Source organism: Pelosinus fermentans DSM 17108 (assembly GCF_000271485.2).
Lineage (GTDB): Bacteria > Bacillota > Negativicutes > DSM-13327 > DSM-13327 > Pelosinus > Pelosinus fermentans.
The window spans coordinates 3,528,373-3,540,935 of sequence record NZ_AKVN02000001.1 but is presented as its reverse complement, the minus strand read 5'-3'; the positions used below and the strand labels follow the sequence as shown (position 1 = coordinate 3,540,935).

At 39.6% G+C, this 12,563-nt stretch carries 11 protein-coding genes and 2 riboswitches; of the genes, 6 read left to right on the top strand and 5 right to left on the bottom strand.

Annotation, left to right across the window (positions count from 1 at the left end; genetic code table 11):
* Positions 1–16: 16 nt before the first annotated feature.
* Positions 17–583, bottom strand: coding sequence for a nitroreductase family protein (locus tag FR7_RS16425; RefSeq protein ID WP_007933409.1), 567 nt, complete (start codon positions 581–583; stop codon positions 17–19).
* A 300-nt stretch (positions 584–883) separates the two neighbouring features.
* Here FR7_RS16425 and glpK point away from each other — a divergent pair, with 300 nt between their 5' ends.
* Complete coding sequence (gene glpK / locus FR7_RS16420; RefSeq protein WP_007933408.1) at positions 884–2,395, top strand: glycerol kinase GlpK; 1,512 nt, start codon at positions 884–886, stop codon at positions 2,393–2,395.
* Between the two features lie 173 nt (positions 2,396–2,568).
* Here glpK and FR7_RS16415 read toward each other — a convergent pair whose 3' ends face one another.
* From FR7_RS16415 to FR7_RS16405, 3 genes are all read right to left on the bottom strand, one after another.
* Positions 2,569–2,883 carry a DMT family transporter gene (locus tag FR7_RS16415; RefSeq protein WP_007933407.1) on the bottom strand — a complete coding sequence of 105 codons (315 nt, stop codon included), beginning with the start codon at positions 2,881–2,883 and terminating at the stop codon, positions 2,569–2,571.
* Positions 2,883–3,194 (bottom strand): DMT family transporter, encoded by a 312-nt coding sequence (locus FR7_RS16410; RefSeq protein WP_071524676.1) that lies wholly within the window; start codon positions 3,192–3,194, stop codon positions 2,883–2,885. The genes FR7_RS16415 and FR7_RS16410 overlap by 1 nt, the downstream gene beginning before the upstream one ends.
* Positions 3,195–3,322: 128 nt before the next feature.
* On the bottom strand, positions 3,323–3,904 hold the full coding sequence (locus FR7_RS16405) for a TetR/AcrR family transcriptional regulator (protein ID WP_007933404.1): 582 nt from the start codon (positions 3,902–3,904) through the stop codon (positions 3,323–3,325).
* A gap of 247 nt (positions 3,905–4,151) precedes the next feature.
* Here FR7_RS16405 and FR7_RS16400 point away from each other — a divergent pair, with 247 nt between their 5' ends.
* The 4 genes from FR7_RS16400 to crcB all read left to right on the top strand — a co-directional run bounded on the left by FR7_RS16400 (position 4,152) and on the right by crcB (position 9,728).
* The gene (locus FR7_RS16400) at positions 4,152–4,748 is read left to right on the top strand and encodes a TetR/AcrR family transcriptional regulator (protein ID WP_007933402.1); all 597 of its coding nucleotides are present in this window, start codon (positions 4,152–4,154) and stop codon (positions 4,746–4,748) included.
* A gap of 101 nt (positions 4,749–4,849) precedes the next feature.
* A complete protein-coding gene (locus tag FR7_RS16395) occupies positions 4,850–5,947 on the top strand; it encodes an efflux RND transporter periplasmic adaptor subunit (protein WP_007933400.1) in 1,098 nt (365 codons plus the stop codon).
* An 11-nt stretch (positions 5,948–5,958) separates the two neighbouring features.
* On the top strand, positions 5,959–9,057 hold the full coding sequence (locus FR7_RS16390) for an efflux RND transporter permease subunit (protein ID WP_007933398.1): 3,099 nt from the start codon (positions 5,959–5,961) through the stop codon (positions 9,055–9,057).
* Between the two features lie 122 nt (positions 9,058–9,179).
* Positions 9,180–9,242, top strand: a riboswitch (Fluoride riboswitch).
* Positions 9,243–9,353: 111 nt separating this feature from the next.
* On the top strand, positions 9,354–9,728 hold the full coding sequence (gene crcB / locus FR7_RS16385; RefSeq protein ID WP_007933397.1) for a fluoride efflux transporter CrcB: 375 nt from the start codon (positions 9,354–9,356) through the stop codon (positions 9,726–9,728).
* A 9-nt stretch (positions 9,729–9,737) separates the two neighbouring features.
* On the opposite strand, the gene FR7_RS16380 is transcribed toward crcB, so the two are convergent.
* Entirely contained in the window at positions 9,738–10,091 is a 354-nt protein-coding gene (locus FR7_RS16380) for a hypothetical protein (RefSeq protein ID WP_007933391.1), read from the bottom strand.
* Positions 10,092–10,377: 286 nt separating this feature from the next.
* Positions 10,378–10,463, top strand: a riboswitch (cyclic di-GMP riboswitch).
* A 98-nt stretch (positions 10,464–10,561) separates the two neighbouring features.
* Between FR7_RS16380 and FR7_RS16375 the strand changes: the two genes are divergently transcribed.
* On the top strand, positions 10,562–12,529 hold the full coding sequence (locus FR7_RS16375; RefSeq protein ID WP_007933390.1) for a methyl-accepting chemotaxis protein: 1,968 nt from the start codon (positions 10,562–10,564) through the stop codon (positions 12,527–12,529).
* Positions 12,530–12,563 lie beyond the last annotated feature (34 nt).

The window sequence follows — 12,563 nt, the reverse complement described above, 5'->3', positions numbered from 1 at the left end:
GTAATTGTTCTTCTTCTTAGCGCAGCCATTCGGTGACTTCTGTCCATGATTTTCGAGGACGTGGATAGGGAGATTGATTAGGATAACCGATAGCTACCGCTGCTATAAGTTCATCATTATATTCTAACCAAGAACATATCTCACCTTCTGAATAAAAAATATCACAGATCCAAAGCGTTCCTAGCCCCAAATCCTGTGCAGCTAAGATTATGGTTTGAATGGCGGCCCCAATGGATTGGGTATCTGTTAATAAACGATAGTGATTATAATCCTTTTCAAAATTAGAGAAGGCATTAAACACTAAAATTACTGATGACGCTTGTTGAATGGCACTTATACTTGTCTCACAACTGCCAATATCCAAGCCTTGCTGTTTTCGGGAATGAATTTTGTCAGTCATGATGGTAACTAACATATCTTTCTTTTGACGTTCTAAGATAACAAACCTCCATGGCTGACGATTTTTCCCTGAAGGAGCTTTGATAGCCAGTTCTAATAATTCTTCGATCATTTCTCGTGGAACTGGTCGGTCCTGATACGATCGAATACTTCTTCTATCCAAGATTGCTTGTTTGATATCCACAAAATCCCTCCATGGTTTTAATGTGCTTTTCATTTTTATATTGTCATCATATATACTTTGCAAAAAAAGATCAATTGAAAAGAATAAGAAAGAGGAATCATGGTGAAAGTACCAATATTGAGATACCAATTAAATTTGAGCCAAAATAGAAGCAATATAACTAAAATAGCAGGATACTCCTAGAATAAGCCTTTTGGCTCTCTTTGTAGGTATTTTTGTTTTTTTGTAAAAGAGCATATAATGTAAAATGGTATGATCGAAAAGGAAGAGGCATATTGTAGAGGATGACAGTATGCCAAAATGATAAGGGGTGGTTTTTTGACTGGAAAATACATACTGGCGCTTGATGCAGGGACAACCAGCAGCAGGGCTATTATTTTTGATCAAAACTCGAATATAATTGCTGTGGCACAAAAAGAATTTTCGCAGATTTTTCCAAAAGTAGGCTGGGTTGAGCATGATGCAGATGAAATTTGGAGTACCCAAATGGATGCGATAAAACAGGTTTTGGAAAAGGCGGGTCTTAATGCTTCTGATCTTTCCGCTATTGGTATCACGAATCAACGAGAGACTGCAGTAGTCTGGGAGAAAAAAACAGGCAGGCCGATCTATAATGCTATTGTTTGGCAATCCCGTCAGACGGTAGACATTTGCACTGAATTAAAAGCAAAAGGATTAGAACCGGAATTTCAGCAAAAGACAGGTTTAGTGATTGATGCTTACTTTTCCGGAACAAAAGTAAAATGGATTTTAGATCATGTGGAAGGTGCTCGCGAAAAAGCAGAAAAAGGTGAATTATTATTTGGGACCATTGATACCTGGCTCATCTGGAAATTAACAGATGGGAGAATACATGTTACCGATTATTCCAATGCGTCTCGTACCTTAATGTACAATATTCGTGAATTGAAATGGGATGAAAAACTGCTGGAATATCTAACCGTACCTGTATGCATGCTTCCAGAGGTCAAGTCTTCCAGCGAAGTATACGGAAAAACAGATCCCAACATCTTCGGAAATGCCGTACCGATTGCAGGTGCTGCAGGAGATAAACAGGCGGCGTTATTTGGTCAAACTTGTTTTAACCCTGGAATGGCGAAGAATACCTATAGCACAGGCTGTTTTTTATTGATGAACACAGGCACAAAATTAGTTGAATCTAAAAATGGTTTATTGACGACCATTGCCTGGGGTCTTGACGGCACTGTAACCTACGCGTTAGAAGGCAGTGTTTTTGTTGCCGGGTCCGCCATTGAATGGCTGCGTGATGATTTGAAAATATTAGAAGCTGCTCCTGATTCTGAATATTATGCTCAAAAAGTAAAAGATACAGCTGGTGTATATGTAGTACCTGCTTTTGCTGGGCTTGGTGCACCATATTGGGATATGAAAGCATGTGGCGCAATTTTAGGGCTGACTCGCGGAACGAGTAAATCTCACGTTGTTCGTGCAACATTAAACTCGATATCCTATCAAACTAAAGATGTATTGAGTGCCATGGAAGCCGATTCAGGTATTCGATTGCAAACGCTAAAAGTCGATGGAAGTGCTGCTCTGAACAACTTGCTAATGCAATTCCAGGCCGATATTTTGGGCGTTTGTGTTGATCGTCCTAAAATAACAGAGACTACAGCTCTTGGTGCAGCATATCTTGCTGGTTTGGCTGTTGGCATATGGAAAACAAAAGAAGAACTTATAGAAACCTGGCAGCTTGATACTCGCTTCGAGCCTAGGATGGATGCTGCACAAAGTACAGCATTATATAAAGGTTGGCAAAAAGCTGTTAAACGTGCTATGGATTGGGTCGATTAAAGCCAAGGAGCACTTAAGAAACCTCAAGTCATGTACCCTTACTAATTTAGTAAGGGTACATGGATTTCGATTAGATAGATTAAAGGTTAAGATAAGAATTAGAAAAGAAGAAGACGCTGGGCAGACTTAAGAAACTAGCTATAAAAAAAGCCCTTTCGGGCTATAAATCTATGTTATGAGGCAAGCTGTAACCCAACTACGCCAACTAGAATCAAACTTAAGAATATAAATTGCAGGATATTCATCTTTTCTTTAAATCGCAGAATACCAACAATTGCAATTCCAATGGTGCCAATGCCAGACCATGCAGCATATGCGATACCGATTGCAATTTCCTGCATTGCTTGCGACAAAAAATAAAAGCTAGCCATAAATCCAACACCCATCACAGCAATGGGTTTTTTATGTTTAAACCCATCAACATATTTCATGGCAACTACACTAATGACTTCTTCCAATCCAGCTAATAAAATATAAATCCAAGCCATTATTCTCGCTCCTCCTTAGTGGTCAATTTTAGGCCAATGATTCCAATAAGTAAGAGAATTAAGAATGCGACTTGCTGCTTGGAAGTTGCTTCTCCAAGAATCGTTATGCTAACGATATAGGTTCCTACCGTACCAATACCAACGAAAACAGCATAAGCAATGCCAATAGGAATGAATTTATAAGCTTTAATCAGCAGCAAGAAGCTTGCGACAATTAAAATGAAAATCAGTATCCACATCATTACCGAGTCGGCATCTTTCAACATTGATGCCCATAGAATTTCTAATATTGCTGCCGCGAAGACAAGAATTCAGCCCATAATAACACATCCTTAAAAAATTTTAGTCTAAAAATCATCCCCAAAAATCGACGGGGATAACTCAACTGAATTAGTCTTATTTCAACAATGAATGATCGTCAGTCATTTTGCTGTAAAAATCATCTATGCTCTAAAGCATGATGAATGAAAGTAAATAAATCTTGTTGATGTTCAGGAAGGGGTTTATCTAGCTTATTAAATAAATAGATTTGTTCAGCAGAGCTTTCAATCAAGCCAATCACCATCCTAGCCGCAACCAGAGGATCTACATCCTGGCGAATGGCTTTTTGCTCAATACCTTTAGCAATAATTTCCGCGAGCCAAGAATAGTAAGGATTGTATATACGATCCCACTCACTAAGGGTATTATCAATCGCTAAACCAGAATAACAAAGTGATAGTACTTCTTTATATGAATTAGTAACTTGAAATGTTACTGTAATCATTTTATGAAAAAAGCTCCAAATGTCATCTGAGAGTACTTGCTCTTTTTTTATTTTATGCAGCATAGTCTGCAAAAGATCATTTGCGATTGCAGGGATCAAAGCATTTTTTGAGGAAAAATATAAATAAAATGTTCCTTGTGCCATACCAGCTCTTTTAACAATGTCAGAAATAGTAGCTTTTTCTAAGCCTTTTTCAGCAAGCACTTCCTTAGCAGCAGATAGTAAACGACTTTTTTTATCATCCAATTCTTTCACGACTCTCTCCTTACGATATATGACTGACTGTCATTCATTATAACTTATTTCTCAAATATTGTCAATTTTGTCTGAACAGGCGATTCTCTATTTTTAGAAAATGGATATTATCAAGTTTTTTCATATAACTTACTTTACAATGTTAGAGAAGTGCAGGAATTATTAAAATTTATATTGACAGCTGGGCATGATTTGATAGATAATAAAAACATACCGACTGGTAGGTACGTTTCGAGGGGGAGAAATTTTGACGAAAGACAATATAATAGTAGCTGCTTTACGATTATTTTTATTACGTGGATACAGGAATGTGTCTCTCATGGATGTAGCAAATGAAATTGGCATTACTAAAGGTGGAATATACCATTACTTTGGAAGCAAAGAAGAATTATTTCGCGCAAGTATTGGTTATCTATTTGACTATTTCGGAGGAAGATATACCGAATTTTTAAGCAAAGAAAAAACATTCCGAGGAACCTTGAACCTTTTGCTAAGCGGAGAACAAGACGCTTATATGGAAGGATTGCTCAATATTAAGCCAGGGGATTATCGTGCTAATAATGCAAGTCTTGCATTAGAGATCATGCACAATTTTCCTGAAATCCAAGAACAAATTGATCAGGGGCAGCTGAGATTGCGTAATATAATAAAAGAAAAATTACAGGCAGCTCAAGAAACAGGCGAAACCAGAGGAGACTTAGATGCTAAGGTCGTAGCGACCATTGTACTTTCTGTTTCCAGCGGGCTGAATGTTTTAGGTAAGAATATAATTAACCCAGATATGCACCAGCAGATGATAGACAGTCTTTGGCAGCTTATTGGGGTGAACGATGTAAAGGAATGAATGAGTTCCTTTACCCTACACATACCGACCAGTCGGTATGTGTAGGCGCTAGAGTATTTACTTAGACTTAAATATGATATTGATTTAGGAGGATATGCTTGATGAAGGGCTTCAAACTAAAATATTGGATAGTACCAGTTGTGATATTTATTGGATTAGTTGTTGTATTCCGCAGTGGTGCATTTTCCAGCGAGAAGACTCAATTGCAAACCAATACGACTGGAGTAAATGTAAAAATTGCAGAAGCACAATATATAGACACTATCCCCAAATTAATGCTGAATGGATCAATTGAGGGGAAAACTGCAGCGGCGATTAGTGCTAAGCTAGCGGGACGTATTGAAGAAGTCATGGTACAAGAAGGGCAGCAGGTGCAAGCTGGCGATCCTTTAGCCAGATTAGAAAGTATTGAATTAGCAAATTCCGTGCGGACGGCACAGGATGCTGTAAGTAAAGCGCAAGTTAATTATGAAATGGCAGTGAAAGATTATAATCGTTATCAGACTTTGTTTGATCAAGGGGCTACATCTCAACAAACATTAGATAATGCTGAGGGGAAGAAAAGAATTGCGCAAGCAGACTTGTCTAGTGCAGTGAGCAGCAAAAGTAATGCTGAGCAGCAGTATGGCTATGGTGTCATTACAGCACCAGTAGATGGTGTGGTTGCTAATGTAACTGTCACTGTCGGTCAGGTTGTTTCACCTGGTGCCGAGCTGATGAATGTTCAAGATATTAGTCAAGTATATGCGGTTGTCAATGTTGAACAAAAAGATTTAGGTTTGATTAAACAGGGGCAGCCAGCAGAAGTCACTGTTGATACTTATGCCGGCAAAGTATTTTCCGGTACTGTTGAAATGATTAACCCTGAGGCTGGTTCTACCAATCGAATGTTCCGTACAAAGGTAAAGATCAATAATGAAGATGGCTCTTTGAAAAGCGGTATGTTCAGCAAAATACAGCTCGCTACTGGTGATGCTGCGCAAATTTTGACAATACCACAAGCCGCTATCATTCAAAAACAAGGTATTTATTACGTCTTTGTCGTTGAAAATGATAAAGTCATCCGTCATCAAGTTGAAGTTGGCGCAACTTCAGGCGATAGTATTGAGATTAAATCTGGACTACAGCCAGGTGATAAGTTAGCCGTAAGTAATGTGAGCCAACTTAAAGATGGTGACGTAGTTCAAATTGTAGAGTAGAGGAGTTAGCTATGATACTGACAGATATAAGCTTAAAACGTCCAGTCTTCGCAACAGTAACGATTCTGGCACTTGTCGTTTTAGGATTATTTAGCTATATTTCTCTGAATGTAGATGAATATCCAAACGTTGAAATTCCGGTTGTAGCTGTTACAGTAACTTATCCAGGAGCTTCTCCGGAGCAGGTTGAATCAAAAATTACCCAAAAGGTGGAAGAAACTGTAAGCGTTGTGCCTGGGATAGAACATGTAACGTCTACGGTAAAAGAAGGGGTTTCTACAACCGTTATCCAATTTACCATTGAAACTTCAGCAGCAACTGCTGCTCAGGATGTTCGTGATAAAGTTGGCAGAATGCAAGGTGTATTGCCAGATGAGGCAGATGATCCTATTGTTACAAGGTTCGATCCATCGGATACAGCTGTTGCTTCCATTGCAGTCACAGGTAGCCTCAGCCCAAGGGAATTAACCATTGTTGCTGATGATATCGTTGTTAAACGATTAGAAGCAATCAATGGGGTTGCAGCGGTAAATGTACAGGGTGGGGTGGATCGTGAAATCAAAATTAATATGGATAGTAATAAAGTTGCTGCCTATAATCTGAGTGTTTCAGAAGTAATGAACAGTATACGCAGTGAAAATATGGATACCCCTGGAGGTAAGGTAACGGATGGCAAACGGGAAACTAGTTTACGATCAGTAGGTAATCTTACTTCTCCCAATCAGTTGTTAGATCTCCCTATTGCTCAAAGAAACGGAGTACAACTGTATGTCAAAAATATTGCTACGGTAGAAGATTCAACAAAAGATGTTACTGCTGTTACAAAACTCAATGATAAAACCTCTATTGGCTTGGATATTATGAAACAGTCAGGTAGTAACACCGTACAAGTTGTGGAAAACGCCAAGAAAGAACTAGAGAATATCAAAAAAGATTTACCAGCCGGCGTTGAATTGGTATTGGTACGGGATAATTCCAAAAATATTAATGAATCCATTCATGATGTATTGTTTAATTTAGTTATCGGCGGTTTATTGGCTGTTGCCATAGTATTCTTGTTCTTAGGTAATTGGCGCAGCACAATGATTGCGGCGATTGCTATTCCGACTTCTATTATTACCTCTTTTCTAGCAATGAAAATGTTAGACTTTACGTTAAATACGATGTCCTTATTAGCCTTGTCCCTAGCAGTCGGCTTGTTAATTGATGATGCGATCGTTGTCATCGAGAATATAGTCCGTCATCTTGAGATGGGTAAGGACAAATTTAAAGCCGCTTCTGAAGGAACTGCGGAGATTGGTTTGGCTGTTACCGCAACAACTCTTACTTTAGTTGCTGTATTCTTGCCAGTCGGTATGATGACTGGTATCATAGGACAATTTTTTAAACAATTTGGTATAACGGTGGCGGTCAGTGTTTTGGTTTCCCTATTTGTTGCATTTACATTGACTCCTATGTTGTCGGCCAAATACTTATCCGGTGAACATAAGAAATCTACCAGTAAATTAGGAGAAAAATGGAATAAATGGAACGAAAAATTTGAATATTGGACAGGGCGCTATGGCGAATTTTTAAGATATGCGTTAGGACATCGCAAGAAAATTATGGTACTTGCCGGTGCATTATTTGTGGGCAGCTTAATGCTGATACCTTTCCTTGGTTCGACCTTTGTTCCGGATTCCGACGCTGGTGAAATTACAGTGTCTGCAAGTGTTGATCCAGGTAAGAGCCCTCAAGCTGTCGGGGAAATTGCCGACAATATGGTACAAATTATCCGCACCATACCAGAGGTAACGTTAACTTACAGTACTGCCGATATAAACAACATTAACATTTTGACGAAGTTAACGGAGAAAAGTGAACGTAAGGTGAGTGACAATCAAATTGTAACTGTGCTTCGTGAAAAATTAAGCGGTATTGCGGGAGTACAAGTCAGTGTTTCAAAAAAATCAGGTATGTCCAACGGTAAACCAGTCTCCCTTGTTATCCAGGGAACATCCTTGGATACATTAGCAGACATTGCAGAACAAGTAGAGCAAATTGTAGCAAGCACTCATGGTGCAATTGATGTTACTTCTAGCTATGAAGCTGGAAAACCTGATGCGCAAATCGTAGTAGACCATGATAAGGCTTCTGATCTTGGTGTGTCTACTTCCAATATTGCGACTACTCTTCAAACTATGTTTAACGGAACAGTGGTAACACAGTACCGAGATGAAGATGATTCGTACGACGTGAGGCTTATTTTAGCACATAGTGACCGTACGAGTTTAGCAGATATAAACAATATCTATGCAGCAAGCTCGAATCGAGATAAAAATGGGCAGGCGATTATGGTTCCTCTGTCACAGGTAACTAAGATGGTATATGCCACAAGTCCGACCCAAATCAAGCGATATGACCGTCAGGGACAAATTACTATTTCCGCAAATTTAAGTGGAGTCTCTCTTGGGGATTTCAACACAGCGCTAGACAAAAGGTTAGCAGAGGTTAAATTGCCAGAAGGCTACAAGTTTGTAACTACCGGACAATCACAGCAGATGGCAGATGCCTTTAGCGGTATTTTAATGGCATTGGCTGCTGCGGTGCTCTTCATCTTTTTTGTACTTGCCGCTCAATTTGAAAGCTATATTGAGCCTTTCGCTATTATGCTGGCTTTACCGCTGGCAATCATTGGTGCAATATTGGGTCTCCTAATTGCTGGCAGTATGCTTAGCATGATGTCTCTCATTGGGATTATTATGTTGATGGGTCTCGTAACCAAAAATGCGATTTTGCTGATTGACTTTGCCAAACAACGTATGGGAGAAGGAATCGAACGAAATCAGGCATTAGTAGAAGCGGCTGTAGTTCGGATGCGTCCGATTCTGATGACAACTGCAGCAATGATTTTTGGGATGCTTCCACTAGCATTAGGAATTGGACCAGGAGCTGAAGCACGTGCTCCTATGGCTCATGCGATTATTGGCGGTTTGGTTACCTCAACTATTTTGACCTTAGTGGTTGTACCAGTTGTATATTCATTATTGGATGATTTTATGAAAAGAAGAGTAAAGGTAGATGTTACAATTCCACCATTGGAAAAAGTAACAAAAGAAGAACCGATTTGAATAATAGAAATGGACAACAAAAGTGTCCTATTGACGCCGATTTAAGAGGTCTGCTATAATGAAAGCAGCAAAATTCATAAACTAGTACCTTGCGTCAGTATTCACTGATTTTGTGCTGATAAGTTACTGGGGGCGATGGGGTTCGCCATTAAATCTGCTGATGCAGTAATGACTCCTACCAACATATTGGTAGGAGTCTATTTTTTTGTAAATAAACGCAGAGAAAGATCCTTTTTAATTTTTGCTGGAGGTCGTGGATAAAAGTATAATGCGTAAAGGATGAGGTGGTGATAAGAATGTTGAGAATCATAGCGGTGGCCGTTGGAGGAAGTATTGGAGCGACAGCTCGGTATTTAGTTTCCCTATGGGCTTCTGAGCGGTTTGGAGCTGATTTTCCTTATGGAACACTTATTGTAAATGTGGCAGGGTGTTTTATTATCGGCATATTTATGACGCTGACGACAGAACGTTTCATTGTAAATCCCTATTGGCGGCTACTGGTTACCGTTGGTTTTGTTGGTGGTTTAACTACGTTTTCATCTTTTAGTTACGAAACCTTTCGTGTACTGGAGGACTCTAATGTGATAATAGCGTTATATAATATAGGGCTTAATCTTCTGCTTGGATTTGCAGCTACATGGATCGGAATTGGCGTTGCAAGACTTGTTTGATACGATATCTTATATAGTTACAGCTGTGCTAACAGCTGTAGTTTGGGTAATGGGGATGAGCGGGGGAAGATTTGCAATGAAATCTTTGGCGATTTGGGCAATATCCTGAGGAAGTCCTATATCGGGATAATTGTTTATCGTATACGATTGCAATGCTTTTAACGTCTCTGGTGTAATAACAAGTACAGGTGCTGTGGCGACAGTTGGAACCGCAGATGTAGGAGTAAGAGGAGGAGTGGGAGCTGTAGGAATGATTTCATTGGAAACAACTACATTCATAGCGTTACCTGGGTTCATAAGGATGGGAAGATTTGAGAAAATGAAAAACTCTAAGGTATCTTGAAAATCAGATTTTAAAACCAAGATAACACTTCCCTTACATTAAGCATTCTAGTACCTCATCTGCGTTAAAACTATAGATAATTTAGCGAGGATTTTTTTTGATCTGCAAGGCGGAGACAACGAAGCAGTACGGAAAAAGACTGCTAAAGCAGCAGCGTTTTTAATGCAGATGAAGTACTAGGCTGTTTATAGTATGAACGAACGGTAAATATGGTACATAGCAGACCGCTTCAATTGGGAGGTTCTATTATTTTTTTGGTAAAGCGAAAGGAAATTGAAGAAAAATGTCGAAAAACATAGAAGAAAATACCATAATGAGCAAACCAACCTAAAGGTGGGGACGCAAAGCCATGGGTCTAAGGATGTTACATCTATGATTGCCAGGTTGCATCGTTTGTTGATTATGATGTAACTTGGCAATCTTTTATATTGAGGCACTTATTTCAGTATTTTATTTATTGGAATGTTAGGAGAGAGGAGAGGGCGTATATATGAAATTAAAAATGAAATTTTTAATGATGATGGCGATTACGAGTCTGGTCTTATTAGTAGCTACGACGATGGGGTATTTTTATGCGAAAAGTCAGGTAGAGGAAAATATTAAGAATGAAATGTTCTCAGTTGCCAATACCTATTCAACTCAATTAGACGGCTGGTTATTGGCGAAGGCGCAAACCGCAGTGACAACAAGTGAGAATATTCGAGTTGTGTTAGGTGATAGGGAAATCCCGGTTTCTTTTGTACAAAACTACAAAGCAGATCCTAGTTTACTGGATCTATATGCCGGATTAGAAGATGGTAAAATGATTGATGGTTCAGGAACGACACTGCCTGAAGGGTATGATCCCCGTAAACGTGGGTGGTATCAGCAGACAAAAGAAAAAAATAAACTCGTCTTTACGGATGCATATGTTGATGCATTTACCAAAAAATATATTGTGTCCGCAGGGGTACCATTAAAAAGTGAGGCAGGAAATTTTCGCGGTGTTGTTGGCATTGATATAGCCCTAGATTTGCTGAGTGAAAAGATTAAAGACGTTAAGGTAAATGGAAAAGGGTATGGCACCATTATTGATCAGCAGGGGATTATTTTAGCTCATCCGGATGCTGTCCAAGTTTCAAAGAACATTCATGAAGATCCTGTATTGCAAAAATTTGCAAAAGAAATGCTGGCCCAGGATAAAGGTATGCAAACCTATGAGGCAAACGGAGCAGAGAAGTTAATGATTTATACCAAGATTCCTGCTACTGGCTGGACAATGGGGATCACCGTTGACGTAAAAGATGTATATGGTCAGGTCACGGCTTTAGGATATCAATTTGGACTAACTGCTTTGCTTGGCATCTTATTGTCAGCGACTGCTTCTTGGAGATTGTCGAGCGGAATTACCAAAAATGTTGCAATCTTATCTCAATCTGCACAACGTATGGCTGGAGGAGATCTTTCGGAACAAAACCTTACGATTCAGACAAATGATGAGATTGGCCAACTTGCTGCAGATTTTTCTACTATGGCAGAAAATCTGCGTAATCTAATTAGGGCGATCGCTCAAACAGCAGAACATGTAGCTGCTTCATCAGAAGAACTTACAGCCAGCGCGGAACAATCTGCCCATGCATCTACTCAAGTGGCTGCTTCAATTACGGAGGTAGCACAGGGGGCAGAATTGCAGCTGCAAGCAATCAATGGAACTTCTGCGGCTGTAGAGGATATGTCGGCTAGTATACAGTCTGTTGTCACAAATGCTGCAACCGTTAATTTGACTTCAGAAGAGGCCGCAGCGGCTGCAGGTCAGGGAAGTAAGGCTGTTTTCAATGCTGTAAATCAAATGAATATTATTGAAAAGACAATTTCAGGATCTGCAGGAGTCGTAGCCAAGTTAGGGGAACGATCAAAAGAAATTGGACAAATTGTAGATACCATTTCAGGAATTGCAGGGCAAACCAACTTGCTGGCCTTAAATGCGGCTATTGAGGCGGCACGTGCAGGTGAACAAGGACGCGGATTTGCTGTTGTAGCAGAAGAAGTGCGGAAATTAGCAGAACAATCCCAGCAGGCGGCTAAACAAATTGCGGATATGATTAATGAAATTCAAGCAGATACAGATGAAGCTGTAGTAACAATGAAGGATGGTACAAGAGAAGTTGAGATTGGCAATGAAGTTGTAAGCGCTGCAGGTGCAGCTTTTAAACAGATTGAATTGCTTATTGGTCAGGTAGCCAGTCAAGTATATCAGATAACCGATTCCATCGGACAAATGAAGACTGGCAGTCAAAGAATTGTTACTGCTGTACAGGATATTGAAAGTATTATGAAAAATACTTCCGGCGAAACACAAAGCATCTCAGCAGCGACAGAAGAACAGTCCGCATCCATGCAGGAAATCGCTTCTTCCAGTCATGCATTAGCTAACATGGCAGGAGAATTGCAACAAGAAATAAGAAAGTTCTCCATATAAGATTTTATAAAAAACTAGAGCACCAGAGGGATAT

Coding starts and splice junctions, on each gene's coding strand:
- glpK (WP_007933408.1), top strand. CDS start 884: ATGATAAGGGGTGGTTTTTTGACTGGAAAATACATACTGGCGCTTGAT.
- FR7_RS16415 (WP_007933407.1), bottom strand. CDS start 2,883: ATGGCTTGGATTTATATTTTATTAGCTGGATTGGAAGAAGTCATTAGT.
- FR7_RS16395 (WP_007933400.1), top strand. CDS start 4,850: ATGAAGGGCTTCAAACTAAAATATTGGATAGTACCAGTTGTGATATTT.
- FR7_RS16390 (WP_007933398.1), top strand. CDS start 5,959: ATGATACTGACAGATATAAGCTTAAAACGTCCAGTCTTCGCAACAGTA.
- crcB (WP_007933397.1), top strand. CDS start 9,354: ATGTTGAGAATCATAGCGGTGGCCGTTGGAGGAAGTATTGGAGCGACA.
- FR7_RS16375 (WP_007933390.1), top strand. CDS start 10,562: ATGAAATTAAAAATGAAATTTTTAATGATGATGGCGATTACGAGTCTG.